This window comes from Parasphingomonas halimpatiens (assembly GCF_036663795.1).
GTDB lineage: Bacteria > Pseudomonadota > Alphaproteobacteria > Sphingomonadales > Sphingomonadaceae > Sphingomonas.
The window spans coordinates 15,949-36,337 of the sequence record NZ_JAXOJP010000009.1 but is presented as its reverse complement, the minus strand read 5'-3'; the positions used below and the strand labels follow the sequence as shown (position 1 = coordinate 36,337).

Genomic DNA, 20,389 nt, shown 5'->3' with positions numbered 1-20,389 from the left:
GGCGCGCGGCCGCCCAGCGTCTTACTTCTTCTTACCGGCGATCGGCTTGGCCTTGCCCTTGCGGGTGCGCGCATTGGTGTGCGTGCGCTGGCCACGAACCGGCAAACCCTTGCGATGGCGCAGGCCGCGGTAGCAGGCGAGATCCATCAAGCGCTTGATGTTCATCGCGGTCTCGCGACGCAGATCACCTTCGACGGTGTGATCGGCATCGATCGCTTCGCGAATCTGCAGCACTTCCTGATCGGTCAGGTCCTGCACGCGGCGCTCGGCGGCGATGTTCAGCTTGTCGGTGATCTGCTTCGCCTTGGCGGGGCCGATACCGTGGATGTAGGTCAGCGCGATAACGACGCGCTTATTGGTCGGGATATTGACCCCGGCGATACGTGCCATGAAACTTGTTCTCCTAGCTCCACAGGGTGCATGGCAGCGCACCCCATCTCAACGCGTTGCAAACCGAAACGCAAGATACCGGCGAGCGCAAACAAGCGCCGCCGGAAACCGGTGTTTCGGAATAATAGTCAATTAGGAGCCGGCAGGGCTCCTGTCAAGCGGCGTGCGGCGCGCGGACACGACAGGGTGACCAATTCCTTATCCGGACGGCCGAATAGCTTCTCGTAGCTCAGGCTATTATAGCAGCGACCGGCACCGTGTCACGCCGATCGCATATGAGAGCCGCTTTGATGAGCAATATCGCCCAAGCCTCAAATAAGCGCGCGAGCCCCGCAAAGCGGCGATAAGCCACAGAACTTCGCGTACCGCTGATGGTGAAAACCACCCAATCTTGCGATGTACCGTCGGCGGGACGACAATGACATAGCCTCGCCCAGCTCTGCCGGTTCAGGCCGGAATGATGATCGCCGCCTTCAGGCCCGGCGCATTGTCGCCAAGTTCAAAGCGCCCGCCATGCAACCGCGCGACTGCGGCAATCAGCGACAGGCCCAGGCCTGCACCCGGGGTGCTGCGCGCATTATCGAGGCGCCCGAAGCGACTGAGCGCGTGCCCGCGATCGCTGTCCGCGATACCCGGACCGCGATCCTCGACCTGAAAGCGAACATCGCCATGCTCGCTCGACAGCCGCAGCGTCACTTCCCGGCCCACCGCACCGTGTCGCAGGGCATTGTCGATCAAATTGGTGATCGCCTGCGTCATCAACTCGCGGTGGAGCGTGATGCGAAGCGGATGGAGTTCGATCACCGTGGTGAAGGTCAACCCCGCTTCCTCGGCGACGGGCTCGTAAAGCTCGGCGATTTCCTCGACCAGCGCGGCCGGATCGACGGTCGCGAAGCGATCACGCGAAACCGACTCGGCGCGACTGATCTCGATGAGCATGGTCAGCATGCGCATCACGAGATCGGTCTCGACCAACAGCCCGCCGAGCGCGGCATCGCGTTGCCCCGGGTCGGTTAGCAACACCGCGGTCTCGGTCTTGGTGCGCAGCCGCGCTAGGGGCGACCGCAAGTCATGCGCCAGACTGTCGGTCACCACGCGAAGTTCGGTCATCAGCCGCTCGACCTTGTCCAGCATGCCGTTGAGCCGGGTCGCCAGCCGGTCGAACGCGTCGCCGCCGCCCGGAGCACCGACCACGCGGCGCGACAGGTCGCCGCCGGCGACACCCTCGATCGCATCGGCGACGCTGTTCAGGCGACGACCGACATAGCGCGTCACCACCAGGCCGCCGCCGATGCCGAGCGCCAGCGACAGCAAGGTCGCGGCGAGCATCGCGCTGGCAATGTCGCGCTGCTCCTGTTCCCAGTCGTCGAGCAGGCGCCCGCTGACAAGCCAGTTCGGGCCGATCGGGCGGACCGAATATCCCGCCTCGCGCTCGGACCAGGGCGGCGCAGCGCCCATCATGCCCATGCGGAAGGTGGTCGGTGCCGGCGAGCCCGAAACGGTGATATCGTCAGGCCCCACACCGGCGAGCCGTTGTCCGCTGTTGTCGACGATGGCGATCACCAGCGAACGATCACCGGGCGCGCGCGCCTCATCGATCGCGCGGGTCAGCGCGCCGATGCCGCCCGAACGGTACACCGCCACCAGCGCGTCGGATTGTTCGATCGTGTCGCGGCGCAGCGCATCGAGCGCGTGATCGTGGACCTGTTGCCAGACAAACGCCACCAGGACGAGGTTGGAAATCAGGGCCAGGCCGATCGCCAGCAGCGCGATGCGCGCGGTAACCGACAGGCGCATTGGCCGAGTTATGCCTCGACCGACAGGCGATAACCGGCGCCGCGCACGGTGTGCAGGATCGGCGCGCCAAAGCCTTCTTCGATCTTGCGGCGGAGCCGGCCGATATGGACATCGACGACGTTCGACCCCGGATCGAAGTGATAGTTCCAGATCTTCTCCAGCATCATCGTGCGCGTCACGACCTGGCCGGCATGGCGCGCGAGATATTCCAGCAAGTTGAACTCGCGTGCGCCGAGCGCGATCGAGCGCCCTTCGCGCGTCACGGTACGTCCGAGCAGGTCGATTTCGAGGTCGCCGACGACGAGCCGCGTCGGCTGGGCATTGACCGGGACATGCTCGGACCGGCGCAACAGCGCCTCGACCCGCGCGGACAGCTCGGCGAAGGAGAAGGGTTTGACGAGATAATCATCGGCGCCGGCGCGAAGCCCGTCGATGCGGTCGTCGACCGTTGCCAGCGCGGACAGGATCATCACCGGCGTGCGGATGCCGGCGGCGCGGATCGCACCGATCATCGCCACCCCGTTGAGGCCGGGCAACATGCGATCGGCGATGATCAGGTCGAAGATGCCCTCGGTGGCGAGGAAAAGACCATCGCGGCCATCGGCGCAGGTCTCGACCGAGAAGCCGGCTTCGCCCAAACCCTTGGCGAGATAACTCGCCGTGGCGGCATCATCCTCGACGATCAACAGCTTGCGGGTCATGGGTGACATTTCCGAAAAGAACGGCAAGCCTATAAGGAAATGAGGCCGGCGGAAAGCGAACTCCCCGCCGGCCTTCGGTGTCCCCGGGAGTGCGGACACCGAACTGACAATTTCTTCCACCGCGTGCATCGGCGATGCGCCCTCTTTAGGGCGACGCGGCGCGCCCGGCGATGAAGCCGGCATGAAGAAATTGTCATCGCCTCGCGTTCGGGGCGGCGCGCATTATTTTGCAGTCGGCGGCGGGGCCTCGGCGGCCTTTTTCAGATTGATCATCTGCAAGGCCAGCACCTCGTCGACCTTGGGCGCCAGCGTGTCTGCGCCGGCGCGTACATAGCCACCGACGACATAGGTCATGGTGATCCGCGTCGCATTGGCCCCTTCCTGATCGAGCTTGAAGGTCAAGGTACCATTGACCGCCTCGGCCTGGAGCGGACCGAGACCGCCCACGAGGCGCATCATGCGCGGCGGCTGGATATAGACGATATGGGCATGCTCGATGCTGCCCTTTCCGGGAAGGCGCTCGCAGAAACACCCCGTGGCCTGACTGTCGAGATAGAGGTTCGCGCTATCGCCGGAATAGGTATGTTCCTTGTCCCACCAGCGTTGCGGGGCGCGCAGCGTCTCCCACACTTGCGCGATCGGTGCGTCGGCGGTGACGGCCTGTGTAATCTCGAACCCCGCGGCGCTCGACTGGGTGACTTCGGCCGGCGCAGCGGGGCCCAGCGCGAGAAGCGGGGCGGCAAGCAAGGCGTAGCGGTACATTCGAACCTCCCCGTGATTCAACGAGGGCATACTACCGCCGACACAGCCGCTTCGTCATCCCCCGCAGACGATTTTCCGCGCGCTTATTTCGCCGCGTCAAGAATCGCCGCGATGGCCTGTGTCACGACATCGATATCGGCCATGCCGTCGACACGCGCGAGCAGCCCGCGCTGCTGGTAGATCGGAATGATCGGCTCGGTCTTGGCGCGATATTCGGCCATGCGCGTGCGCACGGTTTCCTCATTGTCGTCGGGGCGCCGCTTGAAATCGCTCGATCCGCAGACATCGCAGACACCGGCGACCTTGGTCTGCTTGAAAGTGTCGTGATAGCCCGCGCCGCACTTGGCGCAGGTGAACCGACCGACGATGCGTGCGACCAGCGCGTCCTCGTTGACTTCGAGTTCGATCACCTTGTCGAGCGTCCGACCGCGCTCCGCGAGCAGCGCGTCGAGCTGCTCGGCCTGCGCCGCCGTGCGGGGGTAACCGTCGAAGATCACGCCCTGCTTGGTGTCGGGCTGGTCGAGCCGCTCGCCGATGATGCCCGAGACGATCGCGTCGGAGACGAGTTCGCCCGCAGCCATAACGGCCTTGGCTTGAAGCCCGACCGGCGTCCCCACATTGACGGCCGCGCGCAACATGTCGCCCGTCGACAGCTGGACCATGCCGCGATCGGCTTCCAACCGGCTCGCCTGCGTGCCCTTACCGGCACCAGGCGGACCCAAGAGAATGATGTTCAAGCCCCTGCTCCCTTGCGGCGCGCGTCGCTCTTAGCGGAGACGCCCACCCTTCAATTTCGCCTTCTTGATCAGGTCACCATATTGGTGCGCAAGCAAGTGGCTCTGGATCTGCGTGACCGTGTCCATCGTCACATTGACGACGATGAGCAGGCTGGTCCCGCCGAGATAGAATGGGATCGCCAGCGCCGAGACGAGATATTCCGGCACCAGACAGATGACGGCGAGATAGGCCGCCCCGATCACGGTGATGCGCGTCAGCACATAGTCGAAATAATTCTCGGTCGCCTTGCCCGGGCGAATGCCGGGGATGAACCCGCCATAGCGCTTGAGATTCTCGGCGGTCTCTTCCGGATTGAACACCACGGCGGTGTAGAAAAACGAGAAGAACAGGATGCCGCCACCATAGAGCAGCATGTACACCAGCGAGCCGTGCTGGAGATACTGGTTGAGCGAGATCACCAGGTCGTTCCACCAGCCCGTGCCGCCGGGCTTGCCGGCGAACTGGGTGATCGTCACCGGCATCAGCAACAGCGACGAGGCGAAGATCGGCGGGATGACCCCGGCGGTGTTGAGCTTCAACGGCAGATGGCTGCGATCGGCCTGCATGCCGCGCTGCGTCTGTCGCTTCGGATACTGGATCAGGATCCGGCGCTGCGCGCGCTCCATGAAGCAGATGAACAGAACCAGCCCGACGACCGCGACGACAATGCCGATGAAGCGCGTGGTATCGAGCGAACCCGAACGGCCACCTTCGGCAAGGTTGTAGAGGTTGGTCGGCAGATTGGCGACGATCCCCGACATGATGATCAGCGACATGCCGTTGCCGATGCCGCGGCTGGTGATCTGCTCACCGATCCACATCAGGAACATGGTGCCGCCGACGAGCGAGATGACCGCGACGATGCGGAACAGCATGCCGGGATCGACGACCGCCGGATGGCCCTCGTTGACGCCATAGGCCTCAAGCCCGGCGACGAGGAAATAGCCCTGCACCGCGGTCAGCGCGACCGTGCCATAGCGGGTATATTGGTTGAGCCGCTTGCGCCCGCTCTCGCCTTCCTTCTTGATCGCGGCGAGCTGCGGCGACAAGGACGTGGCGAGCTGCACGACGATCGAAGCGGTGATGTACGGCATCACGCCCAGCGCGATGATGCTCATCCGCTTGAGCGAACCGCCCGAAAAATTGTTGAAGAAGTCGAGCACGCCGCCATTGGTCTTGTCGGCGAGGAAGCTCAGCTGCGTCGCGTCGATGCCCGGCAGCGGGACATAGGACAGCAGCCGGAACACGATCAGCGCGCCGATGGTAAACCATAGGCGCTTCTTGAGATCGGTCGCCTGCGCGAATTTTGACAGGTTGAGCCCGGAGGCCATCTGGTCGGCTGCGGATGCCATTATGGTGTTGGTCCTGAAACGAGAACGGCGGAGATGCGTTGTCCGCGCCCCCGCCGCTCATATAGGCGCCCATTCGGCCTTGTCTAACCCCGGCGACAAAAAGGCAGGGACGAAAAGTTACTTCGCCTTGGCTGCCTTGGCAGCGCTGGCCGCGTCGGCCGACTTCTCGGCCTTGACGGCGATGCGCGCGAGACGGGCCTTGCCCTTCTTGGCAGCCGCCTTTTCAGCCGCCGGCACGTGCGGGATCACCGCGACCGAACCGCCGGCCTTCACGACTGCCTCGATCGCGCCCTTCGACGCGCCGTTGACCGAGAAGCTCAGCTTGGCGGTCAGCGTACCCTTGCCGAGCAGCCGCACGCCGTCCTTGCCGCCACGCGCCAGGCCCGCGGCCTTCAGCGTCGCGTGATCGATCGTGGCGTTGACGTCGAGCTTGCCGGCGTCGATCACCTTCTGGATCGCACCGAGATTCACTTCGGCGAAATCGCTGGCGAAGACGTTGTTGAAGCCGCGCTTCGGCAGACGCATGTGGAGCGGCATCTGGCCACCCTCGAAGCCGGCGATCGAAACGCCCTCACGGCTCTTCTGACCCTTGTGACCACGGCCACCGGTCTTGCCCTTGCCCGAGCCGATGCCGCGTCCGACGCGCATACGGGATTTACGGGCGCCCGCATTGTCGCGGATTTCGTTCAATTTCATGTCGTGCACTCGCTTTCGCTTTTGTCGCGCATCCCCCGCGTGCGGGAGAAAATGTTGGGAGATTACCACCCTGCCCTCTCCCGCGAACGGGAAAGGACCGGAGGATTATTCGGAGACCGACACCATGTGCGCAACCTTGCGGATCATGCCCCGAACCTCGGGGGTATCCTGCAGCTCGCGCGTGCGGTTCATCTTGTTGAGGCCGAGACCGATCAGCGTCGCGCGCTGATCCTTCTCGCGACGGATCGGCGACCCGGTCTGGGTCACCGTCACCGTCTTACCGGCGGCTTCCTGCTTCTTCGCCATCTGTCTTACTCCACGATCGCTTCGGCGTCGGCCTGGGCGGTCTGTGAACCACCACGGCCGAGCAGGTCGGCGATCTTCTTGCCACGGCGCTGTGCCACGGCCTTGGGCGAGGTCTGCGAGGTCAGTGCCTCGAAGGTCGCCCGGATCATGTTGTACGGGTTGGACGTACCGACCGACTTGGTCACCACGTCCGCCACGCCAAGGCTCTCGAACACGGCGCGCATCGGGCCGCCGGCGATGATGCCGGTACCCTGCGGCGCCGAGCGCAGCGTCACGCGGCCGGCACCGAAGTGGCCATTGCCGTCATGATGCAGCGTGCGACCCTCGCGCAGCGGAACGCGTACCATCGCCTTCTTGGCAGCGGCCGTCGCCTTGGAAATAGCTTCCGGCACTTCGCGTGCCTTGCCATGACCGAAGCCGACCCGGCCCTTGCCGTCGCCGACGACGACGAGCGCCGCAAAGCCAAAGCGCTTGCCGCCCTTCACCGTCTTGGAGACGCGGTTGATGTGGACGAGCTTTTCGATCAGCTCTTCGCCGCCATCATCGCTGCCGCCACGACGATCGTCGCGACGCCCGCCGCGGTTGCCGTCACGGCCACCGCGATTGCCGCCGCCGGGACCGCCGCCCGGGCCACCACGACCACGACCGCCACGCGGGCCACGACCCGGACCGCCCTGCGGCGCATCCATCGGCGCGCCGTCGGGAGCAGCCTGGACTTCCGGCTGGTTGGTTTCGTCGGCCATTCTTAGAACTCCAATCCGGCTTCACGCGCGGCTTCCGCCAGCGCTTTGACGCGACCGTGGAACAGGAAACCGCCGCGGTCGAACACGACCTGCGTCACGCCGGCCGCCTTGGCTGCTTCCGCAACACGCTTGCCCACCTCGGTGGCCGCGGCGACGTTCGAGCCGGCCGTGCCGCGCACGTCCTTCTCCAGCGTCGATGCCGAAGCGACCGTCGTGCCCTGCGCATCGTCGATCACCTGGGCATAGATATGCTTGCCCGAGCGATGCACCGAAAGGCGCGGACGCTGGCCACCCCGCGCGCGGAGCGCGGTGCGATTGCGGCGGCGCCGCTTCTCGAACAGTGACATTCCCTTGGTCATTATTTCTTCTTCCCTTCCTTGCGGAAGATGAACTCGCCTTCGTACTTGATGCCCTTGCCCTTGTAGGGCTCGGGCTTACGCCAGCGGCGGATTTCGGCGGCCAGCTGGCCGACCTTCTGCTTGTCGGCGCCCGAAATCTCGACCGTCGTGTTGTCCGGGGTCTTTACGTCGAGATCGGCCGGCACGTCGATGTTGACGTCATGGCTGTAGCCGAGCTTCAGGTTGAGCACCTTGCCCTTGGAGTCGGCGCGATAACCGACGCCGGTGATCAGCAGCTTCTTGGTGAAGCCATCGCTGACACCCGTCACCAGGTTCTGCACCAGCGTCCGCTGCATGCCCCAGAACGCGCGAGCGCGCTTGGTGTCGTTGGCCGGAACCACCGAAATGCCGCCGTCTTCCAGCGTGTAGCTGATCTCGTCGCGCATATTGAGTGCCAGGGTGCCCTTGGGGCCCTTCACGCTCAGCACGCCGGCGTCGATCGAAGCGGTGACACCGCTCGGGATCGCGACCGGTTTTTTACCGATGCGGCTCATCAGAATACCTCCGCGAGCACTTCGCCGCCGACATTCTGCTCGCGCGCTTCCGCGTCGGACAGAACACCCTTGGGCGTCGAAACGATGGTGATGCCGAGGCCATTCATGACGCGCGGGAGTTCCTGCGAGCCGGAATAGACACGACGGCCGGGCTTCGAAACGCGCGCGACGTGCTTGATCGCCGGCTGCCCTTCGAAATATTTCAGCTCGATGCGGATGCCCTTTGCAGGACCCATCTCTTCTTCGCTGTAGCCACGGATATAGCCCTCGCGCTGCAGCACGTCGAGGACGCGAGCGCGCAGCTTCGACGCGGGCGAAAGGACGGAGTCCTTGCGCGCACGCTGGCCGTTGCGGATGCGGGTGAGCATGTCACCCAGGGGATCGGTCAATGCCATCTCGTGATCCTTACCAGCTCGACTTCGTAACGCCGGGGATCAGGCCCTTGTTGGCCAGATCGCGCAGCTGAATACGGCAGAGGCGGAACTTGCGGTAATAAGCGCGCGGGCGGCCGGTCAGCTCGCAGCGATTGCGGATGCGGGTCGGGTTACCGTTGCGCGGAATTTCCGCCATCTTGAGGCGCGCGATCAGACGCTCGCCCTCATCGAGCGAGGCATCCTTTGCCTGCGCCTTCAGCTTCGCATAGCGGCCGGCATATTTCTTCACCAGCAGCTTGCGACGCTCGTTCTTGTTAATCGAACTCAGTTTCGCCATCGACTTAAGCTCTCTTCCTGTCTTAGGAAATCAGCAGCTTACGCTGCCTTCTTCTCTTCGGTTTCGCTAACAACCTCGGGCGGGAACGGGAAGCCGAACAGACGGAGCAGCTCGCGCGCCTCGTCGTCGGTCTTCGCGGTCGTCGCCACGATCACATCCATGCCGCGCATCTGGTCGACCTGGTCATAGCTGATCTCCGGGAAGATCAGCTGCTCTTTCAGGCCGCAGGCATAATTGCCGCGCCCATCGAAGCTCTTCGGGTTCAGCCCGCGGAAATCGCGAACGCGCGGCAGCGCGATCGTGATGAAGCGGTCGAGGAACTCGTACATGCGCTCGCGGCGAAGGGTAACCTTCACGCCGATCGGCATGCCCTCGCGCAGCTTGAACTGTGCGATCGACTTCTTCGCCTTGGTGACGACAGGCTTCTGGCCGGCGATCAGCTGCATTTCCACAGCTGCCTTCTCGACCTTCTTCTTGTCTTGCGTCGCTTCGCCCACGCCCATGTTGAGCACGATCTTGTCGATCCGCGGCACTTCGAGCGCGTTCTTGTAGCCGAACTTCTCGGTCATCGCCTTGATGATCGTGTCGTCGTAAAGGCCCTTCATCCGGGGCTTGTAGCTGGCATCAGCCATCGATCTTCTCCCCGGTCTTGACCGCAACGCGGACCTTCTTGCCGTCGGCGGTCGTCTCGAAACGAACGCGGGTCGGCTTGCCGTCCGCGGTCACGTGCGCGACCTTGGAAATGTGCATCGGCGCTTCCGCGCGCTTCAGGCCACCCTGCGGGTCGCCCTGGGTAGGCTTGGTGTGGCGGATCGCGACGTTCACGCCCGACACGACGACCTTGCCGTCCTTGGGCATGGCGCGGGTCACTTCACCGGTCTTGCCCTTGTCCTTGCCGGACAGAACGATCACCTTGTCGCCCTTCTTGATCTTTGCGGCACCCATCACAGCACCTCCGGCGCGAGCGAAATGATCTTCATGTGCTTCTTGCCGCGCAGTTCGCGCACGACCGGCCCGAAGATACGGGTGCCGATCGGCTCCTCGTTCTTGTTGACCAGCACTGCCGCGTTCGAATCGAAGCGGATGACCGAGCCATCGGCGCGACGAATGTCTTTGCGCGTGCGAACGATGACAGCACGGTGCACGTCGCCCTTCTTCACGCGGCCGCGTGGCTGTGCTTCCTTGACGCTGACGACGATGATGTCGCCGACGCCGGCCGTGCGACGCTTCGAGCCGCCCAGCACCTTGATGCACTGCACCCGCTTCGCGCCGCTGTTGTCAGCGACGTCGAGATTGGACTGCATCTGGATCATCGATCCGCTTCCTTCTCACTCTGGGGCCGATTGCTGACCGGCACCCGCCTAAAATGGACGCTTACGCGTCGACGTCGACCCGCTCCGGCGTCGCATGGGTGTTAACCCGATCGATCACCTTCCAGGTCTTCAGCTTGGAAATCGGGGCGGTCTCTTCGATCCGCACCGTCTCACCGGCCTTGTACTCGTTGCCCTCGTCATGGGCATGATACTTCTTCGAACGACGGATGATCTTGCCGTAGAGCGCATGCTTGACCTTGCGCTCCACGTTCACGACCACCGTCTTTTCGCCCTTGTCGGAGACGATCACTCCGGTCAGCACGCGCTTCGGCATGTCTCGTTCCTTACTTCGTGGCCGAACGCGTACGAGCGTTCTGCACGGTCTTGATGCGGGCGATGTCGCGACGGACCTCACGCACCCGGCTCGGCTTTTCGAGCTGGTTGGTGGCGGCCTGGAAACGGAGGTTGAAGGCCTCGCGCTTCAGATTGCTGAGCTCGTCGCCCAGCTGGTCGTCGGTCTTCGCGGTAATGTCGTCGATGCGGCTCACTATTCGCCTCCCAGGTGCGAGGTGTCGCCGAGACGCGCCACCACCTTGGTCTTGATCGGCAGCTTCATCGCCGCGCGGCTGAAGGCTTCGGCGGCCAGCGGGCCGTCGACACCGTCGAGCTCGAACAGGATGCGGCCCGGCTTGACCCGTGCAGCCCAGAATTCCGGCGAACCCTTGCCCTTGCCCATGCGGACTTCGGCAGGCTTGGCGGAAACCGGAACGTCCGGGAAGATGCGGATCCACAAGCGGCCCTGGCGCTTGATGTGGCGGGTGATCGCACGACGCGCGGCCTCGATCTGGCGCGCGGTGATACGATCAGGCTCCATCGCCTTCAGCCCGTAGGAACCGAAGTTGAGCGCCGCGCCACCCTTGGCATCGCCATGGATGCGGCCCTTGAAGGCCTTGCGGAACTTGGTGCGTTTTGGTTGCAGCATGTCTCGTGTTCCTTAGCGGGCCGGACGGACGCCGGAGGTTTGCGCCTCCATCATCAGCCGGTCCTGCGCCATTGGGTCATGGCCGAGAATCTCGCCCTTGAAGACCCAAACCTTCACGCCGCACACCCCATAGGATGTGTGTGCGGTGGCTTCGGCATAATCGATGTTCGCGCGCAGCGTATGGAGCGGCACGCGACCTTCGCGATAGCTCTCCGAACGCGCGATCTCGGCGCCGCCGAGACGACCGCCACAAGCGACGCGGATACCCTCGGCTCCGAGCCGCAGCGCCGACTGCACCGCACGCTTCATGGCGCGGCGGAAGGCAATACGACGCTCGAGCTGATCGGCAATGCCCTGCGCGACGAGCTTGGCGTCGACTTCGGGCTTGCGGATCTCGACGATGTTCAGCGACACGTCGGACGACGTCATCGAACCGAGCTTCCTGCGAAGCTTCTCGATGTCGGTGCCCTTCTTGCCGATGATCACGCCGGGGCGCGCGGCATAGATGGAGACGCGGCACAGCTTGGCCGGACGCTCGATGACGACCTTCGAGATGGCGGCCTGCGGCAGCGTCTCGACGATGTACTTGCGGATCCGCAGATCCTCGAGCAGCAGGCGACCATAGTCAGCACCGTCGGCGTACCAACGGCTGTCCCAGGTGCGGTTGATCTGCAGGCGCAGGCCGATCGGATTGCTCTTCTGACCCATTATGCTTCTTCCTGCTCGCGCACGACGATGCGCAGACGGCTGAACGGCTTGAGGATGCGGGTCGACTTGCCGCGACCACGCGTGGCGAAACGCTTCATCGTGATCGACTTGCCGACCGACGCCTCGGCGACGACGAGCGCGTCGACGTCGAGATTGTGGTTGTTTTCCGCATTGGCGATCGCCGAGGCGAGAACCTTGCGCGCGTCGATCGCCATGCCCTTGGTCGAGAAGGCCAGGATGTTCATCGCGTCGCCGACCTTCTTGCCGCGGATCAGGCCCGCAACGAGGTTAAGCTTCTGCGCCGAACCACGGATCTGCGTGCCGACCGACAAGGCTTCCTTGTCACCGACCTTGCGGGGGGATGCTGGTTTAGACATCAGCGCTTGCCCTTCTTGTCCGACGCATGACCCGGGAAGAACCGGGTCGGCGCGAATTCGCCGAGCTTCATGCCGACCATGTCCTCGTTGACCGAGACGGGCACGAACTTGCGGCCGTTGTAGACGCTGAACGTGAGACCGACGAACTGCGGCAGGATGGTGGAGCGACGCGACCAGGTCTTGATCGGAGCGCGGCCACCGGCGTCCTGCGCGGCTTCTGCCTTCTTGAGCAGGTGAAGGTCCACGAACGGACCCTTCCAGACGGAGCGAGCCATGGGTTAGCCCTTCTTCTTGGCGTGACGCGACCGGATGATCATCTTGTCGGTCGACTTGTTGTGACGGGTGCGTGCACCCTTGGTCGGCTTGCCCCATGGGGTGACCGGATGACGGCCGCCCGAGGTCCGGCCTTCACCACCGCCATGCGGATGGTCGACCGGGTTCTTGGCGACGCCGCGGGTCAGCGGGCGCTTGCCCATCCAGCGGCTGCGTCCGGCCTTGCCGAGGTTCTGGTTCTGGTTGTCGGGGTTCGACACCGCGCCCACCGTCGCCATGCAATTGGCGTGGATGTAACGCTGCTCGCCCGAATTGAGGCGAACCATAACCATGCCCTTGTCGCGGCCGACGATCTGCACATAGGTACCGGCCGAACGTGCGAGCTGACCACCCTTGCCGGGCTTCATCTCGACATTGTGGACGATCGTGCCGACGGGCATCTGGCCCAGTTCCATCGCGTTGCCCGGCTTCACGTCGGTCTTCTTGCTGGCGATGACCTTGTCACCGACGGCGAGACGCTGCGGCGCGACGATATAGGCGAGCTCTTCGTCCGGATACTTGATCAGGGCGATGAACGCGGTGCGGTTCGGATCATATTCCAGCCGCTCGACGGTGCCTTCGACGTCCCACTTGCGGCGCTTGAAATCGACGATGCGATAACGCTGCTTGTGGCCGCCGGCGATGCCGCGCGAGGTCACGTGACCCTTGTTGTTGCGCCCGCCGGTCTTGCGCTTGCCTTCGGTCAGCGCCTTGATCGGGCCGCCCTTGTGCAGGCTCGACTTGTCGACGAGGATAAGTCCGCGTCGTGCCGGGCTGGTCGGATTATAATGCTTGAGAGCCATTACTGAATCCCCGTCGTCACGTCGATGGACTGGCCATCCTTGAGGGTGACGATCGCCTTCTTGATGTCAGAGCGGCGATACGGCGCGCCCTTCCACTTCTTGGTCTTGCCCTTCTGGACGATCGTATTGACGTTCGTGACGTTGACCCCGAACAATGCCTCGACCGCAGCCTTGATCTCAGGCTTGGTGGCGTCGTTCGCGACCTTGAACACGACCGCGTTCTGCTCGGAAAGCAACGTGGCCTTCTCGGTGATGTGCGGTGCGACGATCACGTCATAATGACGGATGTCGACCGACGTCTTTGCTTTCTTAGCCATGGAAGCGCGCCTCCAGCTTCTCGACCGCAGCGCGCGTCAGCACCAGCGTGTCATGCTTCAGGATGTCGTAGACATTGGCGCCGGCGGCCGGCAGCACATTGATCTGCGACAGGTTGCCCGCGGCGAGCGCGAAGCTGTTCTCGACCATATCGCCGTCGATCACCAGCGCCTTGCCGAAGCCGAGCCGGGCGAGATCGGCGGTGAGCGCCTTGGTCTTGCCGTCCTTGACCGTCAGGCTGTCCATGATGATCAGCGAGCCAGCCTTGGCATGGCTCGACAGTGCCATCTTCAGACCCAGCGCGCGGATCTTCTTGTTCAGCGACGGATTAAAGTCACGGACGCGCGCGCCATGTGCTTTACCACCACCGATGAACACCGGAGCGCGACGATCGCCATGACGCGCGGTACCGCCGCCCTTTTGGCGACCGAACTTCTTGCCGGTGCGGGCAACGTCGGCGCGCTCACGCGTGCCACGTGCGGTCGCACGACGCTTTTCGAGCTGCCAGGTGACAACGCGGTGCAGAATGTCGGCGCGGGGATCGAGGCCGAAGACCTCGTCGCTGAGCTCGACATCGGCAGCGGCTGCCTTGGCGTCGAAGGATTGAACCTTGACCTTCACGTTCAGCCCTCCTGGCCTTCGGCCGCTTCGGGAGCATCCACCGTCTCGGCGGGTGTCTCGGCGGGTGCGTTGTTGCTGTTCGCAGCGGCCTTCAGGCCGGCGGGATACGGAGCCTCGGCATGGCGCGCGATCTTCACCGCGTCCTTGACGATCAGCCAGCCACCCTTCGAGCCGGGCACGGAGCCCTTCACGAAGATCAGGCCGCGCTCGACGTCGGTGCCGACGATCTCGAGATTCTGCTGGGTGCGGTTCTTGTCGCCCATATGGCCGGCCATCTTCTTGTTCTTGAAGACCTTGCCCGGATCCTGGCGCTGACCGGTCGAACCGAGCGAACGGTGCGAGACCGAGACGCCGTGGGTGGCGCGAAGACCACCGAAGCCCCAGCGCTTCATGCCGCCCTGGAAACCCTTACCCTGGGTGACGCCCTGGATGTCGACGATCTGGCCGGCAACATAATGGTCGGCTGAAATTTCCGCGCCGACATCGAGAATCGCATCCTCGGAAACGCGGAATTCGACCAGCTTCGCCTTGGGCTCCACTTCGGCCTTGCCGAAATGGCCACGCTGCGGCTTCGAAACATTCTTGGCCTTGGCGGTGCCAGCGCCAAGCTGGACGGCGGTGTAGCCGTCACGTTCATTCTCGCGGACGGAGACAACCTGCAAGCCTTCCAGGGAAAGGACGGTAACCGGCACATGCCGACCATCATCCCGGAAAAGGCGGGTCATCCCCATTTTCTTCGCGATCACGCCGGTTCGCATGATCCATTCTCCTCACAGAGGCACCAGCAGGACATCCCCAGGTGCATGTCAGCCCGGTAAAGCGAAGCGAGCCCCCGTCCCGGGCTGGGTGTCCCTGCAATGCAGAAACGTGACGGGAGACGCTGTCCTGGCTGCCGAAGCCGCCAGCGGTATCTCAAATTGTCGTGCGTCGCAGGACCGCAAGGTCGACCGCGTCGCGTTGCCCCTTAGGCGAGCTTGATCTCCACGTCAACGCCTGCGGCGAGATCGAGCTTCATCAGCGCATCGACCGTCTGCGGCGTCGGCTGAACGATGTCCAGCATACGCTTGTAGGTGCGCACCTCGAACTGCTCGCGCGACTTCTTGTCGATGTGCGGGCCGCGGTTGACGGTGAACTTTTCGATGCGCGTCGGCAAGGGGATAGGACCGCGAATGAGCGCTCCGGTACGGCGTGCCGTATCGGCGATATCGCCGGTGGCCTGATCGAGCACACGATGATCGAATGCCTTCAGACGAATCCGAATATTCTGCGTTTCCATAACCCTACCGATGCGAAAGAGCGGGCCGCCTGATGACGGCTCTTGCTGTGTACATAAAATGGCAACCGCCCGACTCCCTACAGGGAATCGGGCGAAGGCAGTCCTTTATTACTTCGAGATCGCGCTGACAACCCCTGCGCCGACGGTACGACCGCCTTCGCGAATGGTGAAGCGCTGGCCCACGTCCATCGCGATCGGTGCGATAAGCTTGATGCCCAGTGCGACGTTGTCGCCCGGCATCACCATCTCGGTGCCCTCGGGCAGCTCGATCGTGCCGGTCACGTCGGTCGTACGGAAGTAGAACTGCGGGCGATAGTTGGCGAAGAACGGCGTGTGACGGCCACCCTCGTCCTTCGACAGCACGTACACTTCCGACGAGAAGTCGGTGTGCGGCTTGATCGAGCCGGGCTTGCACAGCACCTGGCCGCGCTCGACCTCTTCACGGCCCACGCCGCGGATCAGTGCGCCGACGTTGTCGCCAGCCTGGCCCTGATCGAGCAGCTTGCGGAACATTTCGACACCGGTGACCGTGGTCTTGCGCACGGTCGGATGGATGCCGACGATCTCGACTTCCTCGCCGACCTTGACGATGCCGGTCTCGACGCGGCCGGTGACGACGGTGCCACGACCCGAAATCGAGAACACGTCCTCGATCGGCATCATGAACGGCTTGTCGAGCGGACGCTCGGGCTGCGGGATATATTCGTCAACCGCCTTCATCAGCGCCAGGATCGCTTCCTTGCCGAGCTTGTCGTCGGAGCCGGACAGCGCAGCCGTTGCCGAGCCACGGATGATCGGAATGTTGTCGCCGTCGAATTCACGCTTCGACAGTTCCTCGCGGATTTCCATCTCGACCAGCTCGAGGATTTCCTCGTCATCGACGAGATCGACCTTGTTGAGGAAGACGACCATCGTCGGAACGCCGACCTGCTTGGCGAGCAGGATGTGCTCCTTGGTCTGCGGCATCGGGCCATCGGTGGCCGCGACGACGAGGATCGCGCCGTCCATCTGGGCAGCACCGGTGATCATGTTCTTCACATAATCGGCGTGGCCCGGGCAATCGACGTGCGCATAGTGGCGTGCAGCCGTCTCATACTCGACGTGCGCGGTCGAGATGGTGATGCCGCGCTCGCGCTCTTCCGGCGCCTTGTCGATGTTGGCGAAGTCGACGGCCGTACCGCCGGTCGTCTCGGCCAGAACCTTCGTGATCGCAGCGGTCAGCGACGTCTTGCCATGATCGACGTGGCCGATCGTGCCGATGTTGAGGTGCGGCTTGTTCCGCTCAAACTTTGCCTTCGCCATTTTTCCTACCTTCTTGATCGAATACCGGGGGCGCTATGGCACCGCACGGACGCGGCGCCATAACGAGTGTTTTCAGGTTACGCCAGCTTTGCCTTCACTTCATCGGCAACGTTGGCAGGCACTTCATCATAATGCGAGAATTGCATGCTGTACTGCGCGCGCCCCTGGGTGAACGAACGGAGCTGGTTCACATAGCCGAACATGTTGGCCAGCGGCACGATCGCGTCGACGGTCTGCGCGTTGCCGCGGCTGTCGGTTCCCTGGATCTGGCCACGACGGCTGTTCATGTCGCCGATCACGTCGCCGAGATAATCTTCCGGCGTCACGACCTCGACCTTCATGATCGGCTCGAGCAGCTTGATGCCAGCCTTCTGGGCGGCTTCGCGCATGCAACCACGCGCGCAGATTTCGAACGCGAGCGCCGAAGAGTCGACGTCATGGTATTTGCCGTCGAGCAATTCGACCGAGAAATCGATGATCGGGAAGCCGATCAGCGATCCGGTCAGCGCCGTCTCGCGCATGCCCTTCTCGACCGACGGGATATATTCCTTCGGGACGTTACCGCCCTTGACCGAGTCGATGAACACGAAGCCCGTGCCGCGCTCGCCCGGCGTGACCTTGACCTTCACTTCGGCGAACTGGCCCGAACCACCCGACTGCTTCTTGTGGGTGTAGCTAAGCTCGACCGGCTTGGCGAGATATTCGCGATACGCCACCTGCGGCGCGCCGACATTGGCCTCGACCTTGAACTCGCGACGCATGCGGTCGACGAGAATCTCGAGATGGAGCTCGCCCATGCCCTTGATGATGGTCTGGCCGCTCTCGGCATCCGACGACACGCGGAACGACGGATCCTCGCGGGCGAGGCGATTGAGCGCGATGCCCATCTTCTCCTGGTCGGCCTTGGTCTTCGGCTCCACCGACAGCTCGATCACGGGCTCGGGGAATTCCATCCGCTCGAGGATGATCGGCAGGTTGGCCGCGCACAGCGTGTCGCCCGTCGTGGTATCCTTGAGACCCGCCAGTGCGACGATGTCGCCGGCGAATGCCTCCTGGATATCCTCGCGGCTGTTGGCATGCATCAACAGCATGCGGCCGACCTTTTCCTTCTTGTCCTTGACCGAGTTCAAGACCTGCGACGCGGTCTCGAGCTTGCCCGAATAGATGCGCGCAAAGGTCAGCGTGCCGACGAACGGATCGTTCATGATCTTGAACGCCAGCGCCGAGAAGGGCGCATTGTCGTCGGCCGGACGCGAATCCTCGGTCTTGCCGTCGAGGCTCAGGCCCTTGATCGCGGGCACGTCGAGCGGGCTAGGCAGATAATCGACCACGGCGTCGAGCAGCGGCTGCACGCCCTTGTTCTTGAACGCGGAACCGCACAGCACCGGCACGAACGAGAAGTTCAGCGTGCCCTTGCGGATCAGCTTCTTCAACGTCGCGGCATCAGGCTCATTGCCTTCGAGATAGGCTTCCATGATGTCGTCGTCCTGCTCGACGGCCATCTCGATCAGATCGGAACGAGCAGACGCGGCGGCATCGGCCAGGTCGGCGGGAATGTCCTGATATTCGAACTTCGCACCCAGCGACTCTTCGAGCCAGATGATCGCGCGATTCTCAACCAGATCGACCAGGCCCTTGAAATCGCTCTCAAGGCCGATCGGGAGATACAGTACCGCCGGACGCGCGCCGAGGCGGTCCTTGATCATCTCGACGCACATGTTGAAGTTCGCGCCGGTGCGGTCGAGCTTGTTGACGAAGCACATGCGCGGCACGTGATACTTCTCGGCCTGACGCCACACCGTCTCGGACTGCGGCTCGACGCCGGCAACGCCATCGAAACATGCCACGGCGCCGTCGAGCACGCGCAGCGAACGCTCGACTTCGATCGTGAAGTCGACGTGCCCGGGGGTGTCGATGATGTTGATGCGGTGATCGTTCCAGAAACACGTCGTCGCGGCGGACGTGATCGTGATCCCGCGCTCCTGCTCCTGCTCCATCCAGTCCATCGTCGCGGTGCCCTCATGGACCTCGCCGATCTTGTAGGACTTGCCGGTGTAGTAAAGGATGCGCTCGGTCGTGGTCGTCTTGCCGGCATCGATATGGGCCATGATGCCGATGTTACGATACATGTCGAGCGGATGGCTGCGGGCCATGGTCGGTGTTTCCTTGAGAATGTGGAGAGCCGGGATCGCCGGCCCTCCACTATATAGCTATGATAACCGTCGGCAAAAGGGCCGGCGATCGAGCTCCTACCAGCGGTAGTGGCTGAACGCGCGGTTGGCTTCGGCCATGCGGTGCGTGTCTTCGCGCTTCTTCACCGCGTTGCCGCGATTGTTCGACGCGTCGAGCAGTTCGCCCGACAGGCGGGCCGCCATGGTGTTCTCGCTGCGCGCACGGGCGGCCGTGATCAGCCAGCGGATCGCCAGAGCCTGGGCGCGCTCGGGGCGCACCTCGACCGGGACCTGGTAGGTCGCACCACCGACGCGGCGGCTGCGCACTTCGATGCCCGGCTTCACATTGGCCAGTGCCTCGTGGAACACGCCGATCGGATCCTTCTTGGCGCGCTGCTCGACGGTCGAGAGCGCACCATAGACGATCAGCTCGGCGACGGACTTCTTGCCGTCGAGCATGACGCTGTTCATGAATTTCGAGAGAACCTCATCCCCGTACTGGGGATCAGGCAGGATGACCCGCTTTTCGGGCCGACGACGACGTGCCATTTCAATCTTCCTTCTAAACTTCAGCCATATTGAGGTCGGCTATCAGAGCCGACCGGCTTACTTCGGACGCTTGGCGCCGTACTTGGAACGCGACTGGCGACGATCCTTGACACCCTGTGTGTCGAGCACGCCGCGGAGAACGTGGTAGCGAACGCCGGGAAGATCGCGAACGCGACCGCCACGGATCAGTACCACCGAGTGCTCCTGCAGGTTATGCCCTTCACCCGGGATGTAGCTGATGACTTCGCGCTGGTTGGTCAGGCGAACCTTGGCCACCTTGCGCAGAGCCGAGTTCGGCTTCTTCGGGGTCGTCGTATAGACGCGGGTGCAGACACCGCGCTTTTGCGGGTTCTGTTCCATCGCAGGGACCTTGGACTTGGCCTTCTGCGGATCGCGGCCCTTGCGGACCAGCTGGTTAATCGTCGGCATGAAGCCCTTCACCTTTCACGTGGTTACTTTGCTGGAGCCAAACAACGGGAATAGCAAAAGGACCACGGCGGCCTTTCGACCCCCCGGGTCCGGGTGCATCCAGC

At 63.5% G+C, this 20,389-nt stretch carries 31 protein-coding genes; all 31 read right to left on the bottom strand.

Annotation, left to right across the window (positions count from 1 at the left end; translation table 11 throughout):
- Positions 1-21 precede the first annotated feature (21 nt).
- The gene (gene rpsM / locus U1839_RS11435) at positions 22-390 is read right to left on the bottom strand and encodes a 30S ribosomal protein S13 (RefSeq protein WP_281125352.1); all 369 of its coding nucleotides are present in this window, start codon (positions 388-390) and stop codon (positions 22-24) included.
- A gap of 447 nt (positions 391-837) precedes the next feature.
- Complete coding sequence (locus U1839_RS11430; RefSeq protein ID WP_332803751.1) at positions 838-2,187, bottom strand: sensor histidine kinase; 1,350 nt, start codon at positions 2,185-2,187, stop codon at positions 838-840.
- An 8-nt stretch (positions 2,188-2,195) separates the two neighbouring features.
- Complete coding sequence (locus tag U1839_RS11425) at positions 2,196-2,888, bottom strand: winged helix-turn-helix domain-containing protein (protein ID WP_281125355.1); 693 nt, start codon at positions 2,886-2,888, stop codon at positions 2,196-2,198.
- A gap of 222 nt (positions 2,889-3,110) precedes the next feature.
- A complete protein-coding gene (locus U1839_RS11420) occupies positions 3,111-3,650 on the bottom strand; it encodes an SRPBCC family protein (protein ID WP_332803750.1) in 540 nt (179 codons plus the stop codon).
- Between the two features lie 83 nt (positions 3,651-3,733).
- Positions 3,734-4,387 (bottom strand): adenylate kinase, encoded by a 654-nt coding sequence (locus U1839_RS11415; RefSeq protein ID WP_332803749.1) that lies wholly within the window; start codon positions 4,385-4,387, stop codon positions 3,734-3,736.
- 30 nt (positions 4,388-4,417) lie between these two features.
- Positions 4,418-5,779 carry a preprotein translocase subunit SecY gene (secY, locus tag U1839_RS11410; protein WP_332803748.1) on the bottom strand — a complete coding sequence of 454 codons (1,362 nt, stop codon included), beginning with the start codon at positions 5,777-5,779 and terminating at the stop codon, positions 4,418-4,420.
- Positions 5,780-5,896: 117 nt separating this feature from the next.
- Entirely contained in the window at positions 5,897-6,475 is a 579-nt protein-coding gene (gene rplO / locus U1839_RS11405) for a 50S ribosomal protein L15 (protein WP_332803747.1), read from the bottom strand.
- Positions 6,476-6,580: 105 nt separating this feature from the next.
- The gene (gene rpmD / locus U1839_RS11400; RefSeq protein ID WP_281125362.1) at positions 6,581-6,781 is read right to left on the bottom strand and encodes a 50S ribosomal protein L30; all 201 of its coding nucleotides are present in this window, start codon (positions 6,779-6,781) and stop codon (positions 6,581-6,583) included.
- A 5-nt stretch (positions 6,782-6,786) separates the two neighbouring features.
- Entirely contained in the window at positions 6,787-7,524 is a 738-nt protein-coding gene (gene rpsE, locus U1839_RS11395) for a 30S ribosomal protein S5 (protein WP_332803746.1), read from the bottom strand.
- 2 nt (positions 7,525-7,526) lie between these two features.
- Positions 7,527-7,883, bottom strand: coding sequence for a 50S ribosomal protein L18 (gene rplR, locus U1839_RS11390; protein ID WP_281125364.1), 357 nt, complete (start codon positions 7,881-7,883; stop codon positions 7,527-7,529).
- A complete protein-coding gene (gene rplF, locus U1839_RS11385; protein ID WP_332803745.1) occupies positions 7,883-8,416 on the bottom strand; it encodes a 50S ribosomal protein L6 in 534 nt (177 codons plus the stop codon). The genes rplR and rplF overlap by 1 nt, the downstream gene beginning before the upstream one ends.
- Positions 8,416-8,811 carry a 30S ribosomal protein S8 gene (rpsH, locus tag U1839_RS11380; RefSeq protein WP_281125366.1) on the bottom strand — a complete coding sequence of 132 codons (396 nt, stop codon included), beginning with the start codon at positions 8,809-8,811 and terminating at the stop codon, positions 8,416-8,418. Before rpsH ends, rplF begins: the two co-directional genes overlap by 1 nt.
- Positions 8,812-8,821: 10 nt before the next feature.
- The gene (gene rpsN, locus U1839_RS11375; RefSeq protein WP_281125367.1) at positions 8,822-9,127 is read right to left on the bottom strand and encodes a 30S ribosomal protein S14; all 306 of its coding nucleotides are present in this window, start codon (positions 9,125-9,127) and stop codon (positions 8,822-8,824) included.
- Between the two features lie 38 nt (positions 9,128-9,165).
- Entirely contained in the window at positions 9,166-9,759 is a 594-nt protein-coding gene (rplE, locus tag U1839_RS11370; protein WP_332803744.1) for a 50S ribosomal protein L5, read from the bottom strand.
- On the bottom strand, positions 9,752-10,072 hold the full coding sequence (gene rplX / locus U1839_RS11365; RefSeq protein WP_332803743.1) for a 50S ribosomal protein L24: 321 nt from the start codon (positions 10,070-10,072) through the stop codon (positions 9,752-9,754). The genes rplE and rplX overlap by 8 nt, the downstream gene beginning before the upstream one ends.
- A complete protein-coding gene (gene rplN, locus U1839_RS11360) occupies positions 10,072-10,440 on the bottom strand; it encodes a 50S ribosomal protein L14 (protein ID WP_281125370.1) in 369 nt (122 codons plus the stop codon). The genes rplX and rplN overlap by 1 nt, the downstream gene beginning before the upstream one ends.
- A 61-nt stretch (positions 10,441-10,501) precedes the next feature.
- Entirely contained in the window at positions 10,502-10,774 is a 273-nt protein-coding gene (rpsQ, locus tag U1839_RS11355; protein ID WP_281125371.1) for a 30S ribosomal protein S17, read from the bottom strand.
- Between the two features lie 10 nt (positions 10,775-10,784).
- The gene (rpmC, locus tag U1839_RS11350) at positions 10,785-10,988 is read right to left on the bottom strand and encodes a 50S ribosomal protein L29 (protein ID WP_332803742.1); all 204 of its coding nucleotides are present in this window, start codon (positions 10,986-10,988) and stop codon (positions 10,785-10,787) included.
- Entirely contained in the window at positions 10,988-11,422 is a 435-nt protein-coding gene (rplP, locus tag U1839_RS11345; RefSeq protein ID WP_281125374.1) for a 50S ribosomal protein L16, read from the bottom strand. The genes rpmC and rplP overlap by 1 nt, the downstream gene beginning before the upstream one ends.
- A 12-nt stretch (positions 11,423-11,434) precedes the next feature.
- Positions 11,435-12,130, bottom strand: a complete 696-nt coding sequence (gene rpsC / locus U1839_RS11340) for a 30S ribosomal protein S3 (protein WP_281125375.1) — start codon at positions 12,128-12,130, stop codon at positions 11,435-11,437.
- Complete coding sequence (gene rplV / locus U1839_RS11335; protein WP_281125377.1) at positions 12,130-12,507, bottom strand: 50S ribosomal protein L22; 378 nt, start codon at positions 12,505-12,507, stop codon at positions 12,130-12,132. The genes rpsC and rplV overlap by 1 nt, the downstream gene beginning before the upstream one ends.
- Positions 12,507-12,782, bottom strand: coding sequence for a 30S ribosomal protein S19 (gene rpsS, locus U1839_RS11330; RefSeq protein ID WP_281125379.1), 276 nt, complete (start codon positions 12,780-12,782; stop codon positions 12,507-12,509). Before rpsS ends, rplV begins: the two co-directional genes overlap by 1 nt.
- A gap of 3 nt (positions 12,783-12,785) precedes the next feature.
- Complete coding sequence (gene rplB / locus U1839_RS11325) at positions 12,786-13,622, bottom strand: 50S ribosomal protein L2 (RefSeq protein WP_281125380.1); 837 nt, start codon at positions 13,620-13,622, stop codon at positions 12,786-12,788.
- Positions 13,622-13,939 carry a 50S ribosomal protein L23 gene (locus tag U1839_RS11320; RefSeq protein WP_332803741.1) on the bottom strand — a complete coding sequence of 106 codons (318 nt, stop codon included), beginning with the start codon at positions 13,937-13,939 and terminating at the stop codon, positions 13,622-13,624. Before U1839_RS11320 ends, rplB begins: the two co-directional genes overlap by 1 nt.
- Entirely contained in the window at positions 13,932-14,558 is a 627-nt protein-coding gene (gene rplD / locus U1839_RS11315) for a 50S ribosomal protein L4 (RefSeq protein ID WP_332803740.1), read from the bottom strand. Before rplD ends, U1839_RS11320 begins: the two co-directional genes overlap by 8 nt.
- A 2-nt stretch (positions 14,559-14,560) precedes the next feature.
- Positions 14,561-15,316, bottom strand: a complete 756-nt coding sequence (gene rplC, locus U1839_RS11310; RefSeq protein WP_281125384.1) for a 50S ribosomal protein L3 — start codon at positions 15,314-15,316, stop codon at positions 14,561-14,563.
- 206 nt (positions 15,317-15,522) lie between these two features.
- Positions 15,523-15,834, bottom strand: a complete 312-nt coding sequence (gene rpsJ, locus U1839_RS11305) for a 30S ribosomal protein S10 (protein ID WP_034161642.1) — start codon at positions 15,832-15,834, stop codon at positions 15,523-15,525.
- Between the two features lie 108 nt (positions 15,835-15,942).
- The gene (gene tuf / locus U1839_RS11300) at positions 15,943-17,136 is read right to left on the bottom strand and encodes an elongation factor Tu (protein ID WP_332803739.1); all 1,194 of its coding nucleotides are present in this window, start codon (positions 17,134-17,136) and stop codon (positions 15,943-15,945) included.
- Positions 17,137-17,213: 77 nt separating this feature from the next.
- Positions 17,214-19,289 carry an elongation factor G gene (fusA, locus tag U1839_RS11295; RefSeq protein WP_332803738.1) on the bottom strand — a complete coding sequence of 692 codons (2,076 nt, stop codon included), beginning with the start codon at positions 19,287-19,289 and terminating at the stop codon, positions 17,214-17,216.
- A gap of 96 nt (positions 19,290-19,385) precedes the next feature.
- Complete coding sequence (rpsG, locus tag U1839_RS11290) at positions 19,386-19,856, bottom strand: 30S ribosomal protein S7 (RefSeq protein WP_281125388.1); 471 nt, start codon at positions 19,854-19,856, stop codon at positions 19,386-19,388.
- Positions 19,857-19,913: 57 nt separating this feature from the next.
- Positions 19,914-20,285 (bottom strand): 30S ribosomal protein S12, encoded by a 372-nt coding sequence (gene rpsL, locus U1839_RS11285; RefSeq protein WP_019516007.1) that lies wholly within the window; start codon positions 20,283-20,285, stop codon positions 19,914-19,916.
- Positions 20,286-20,389: the final 104 nt, after the last annotated feature.

Excerpts from the sequence above, each read along its gene's own strand:
- rpsM (WP_281125352.1), bottom strand. The coding sequence starts at position 390 with ATGGCACGTATCGCCGGGGTCAATATCCCGACCAATAAGCGCGTCGTT.
- rpsG (WP_281125388.1), bottom strand. The coding sequence starts at position 19,856 with ATGGCACGTCGTCGTCGGCCCGAAAAGCGGGTCATCCTGCCTGATCCC.
- rpsL (WP_019516007.1), bottom strand. The coding sequence starts at position 20,285 with ATGCCGACGATTAACCAGCTGGTCCGCAAGGGCCGCGATCCGCAGAAG.
- U1839_RS11420 (WP_332803750.1), bottom strand. The coding sequence starts at position 3,650 with ATGTACCGCTACGCCTTGCTTGCCGCCCCGCTTCTCGCGCTGGGCCCC.
- U1839_RS11320 (WP_332803741.1), bottom strand. The coding sequence starts at position 13,939 with ATGGCTAAGAAAGCAAAGACGTCGGTCGACATCCGTCATTATGACGTG.
- rplC (WP_281125384.1), bottom strand. The coding sequence starts at position 15,316 with ATGCGAACCGGCGTGATCGCGAAGAAAATGGGGATGACCCGCCTTTTC.
- rpsE (WP_332803746.1), bottom strand. The coding sequence starts at position 7,524 with ATGGCCGACGAAACCAACCAGCCGGAAGTCCAGGCTGCTCCCGACGGC.
- rpsQ (WP_281125371.1), bottom strand. The coding sequence starts at position 10,774 with ATGCCGAAGCGCGTGCTGACCGGAGTGATCGTCTCCGACAAGGGCGAA.
- rplV (WP_281125377.1), bottom strand. The coding sequence starts at position 12,507 with ATGTCTAAACCAGCATCCCCCCGCAAGGTCGGTGACAAGGAAGCCTTG.
- rplP (WP_281125374.1), bottom strand. The coding sequence starts at position 11,422 with ATGCTGCAACCAAAACGCACCAAGTTCCGCAAGGCCTTCAAGGGCCGC.
- rpsH (WP_281125366.1), bottom strand. The coding sequence starts at position 8,811 with ATGGCATTGACCGATCCCCTGGGTGACATGCTCACCCGCATCCGCAAC.
- rplF (WP_332803745.1), bottom strand. The coding sequence starts at position 8,416 with ATGAGCCGCATCGGTAAAAAACCGGTCGCGATCCCGAGCGGTGTCACC.
- rpsS (WP_281125379.1), bottom strand. The coding sequence starts at position 12,782 with ATGGCTCGCTCCGTCTGGAAGGGTCCGTTCGTGGACCTTCACCTGCTC.
- rplR (WP_281125364.1), bottom strand. The coding sequence starts at position 7,883 with ATGACCAAGGGAATGTCACTGTTCGAGAAGCGGCGCCGCCGCAATCGC.
- secY (WP_332803748.1), bottom strand. The coding sequence starts at position 5,779 with ATGGCATCCGCAGCCGACCAGATGGCCTCCGGGCTCAACCTGTCAAAA.
- U1839_RS11430 (WP_332803751.1), bottom strand. The coding sequence starts at position 2,187 with ATGCGCCTGTCGGTTACCGCGCGCATCGCGCTGCTGGCGATCGGCCTG.
- rpsN (WP_281125367.1), bottom strand. The coding sequence starts at position 9,127 with ATGGCGAAACTGAGTTCGATTAACAAGAACGAGCGTCGCAAGCTGCTG.
- fusA (WP_332803738.1), bottom strand. The coding sequence starts at position 19,289 with ATGGCCCGCAGCCATCCGCTCGACATGTATCGTAACATCGGCATCATG.
- rpsC (WP_281125375.1), bottom strand. The coding sequence starts at position 12,130 with ATGGGTCAGAAGAGCAATCCGATCGGCCTGCGCCTGCAGATCAACCGC.
- rplB (WP_281125380.1), bottom strand. The coding sequence starts at position 13,622 with ATGGCTCTCAAGCATTATAATCCGACCAGCCCGGCACGACGCGGACTT.
- rpsJ (WP_034161642.1), bottom strand. The coding sequence starts at position 15,834 with ATGGAAACGCAGAATATTCGGATTCGTCTGAAGGCATTCGATCATCGT.
- U1839_RS11425 (WP_281125355.1), bottom strand. The coding sequence starts at position 2,888 with ATGACCCGCAAGCTGTTGATCGTCGAGGATGATGCCGCCACGGCGAGT.
- rplO (WP_332803747.1), bottom strand. The coding sequence starts at position 6,475 with ATGAAATTGAACGAAATCCGCGACAATGCGGGCGCCCGTAAATCCCGT.
- rplX (WP_332803743.1), bottom strand. The coding sequence starts at position 10,072 with ATGGGTGCCGCAAAGATCAAGAAGGGCGACAAGGTGATCGTTCTGTCC.
- rplE (WP_332803744.1), bottom strand. The coding sequence starts at position 9,759 with ATGGCTGATGCCAGCTACAAGCCCCGGATGAAGGGCCTTTACGACGAC.
- rpmD (WP_281125362.1), bottom strand. The coding sequence starts at position 6,781 with ATGGCGAAGAAGCAGGAAGCCGCCGGTAAGACGGTGACGGTGACCCAG.
- tuf (WP_332803739.1), bottom strand. The coding sequence starts at position 17,136 with ATGGCGAAGGCAAAGTTTGAGCGGAACAAGCCGCACCTCAACATCGGC.
- rplN (WP_281125370.1), bottom strand. The coding sequence starts at position 10,440 with ATGATCCAGATGCAGTCCAATCTCGACGTCGCTGACAACAGCGGCGCG.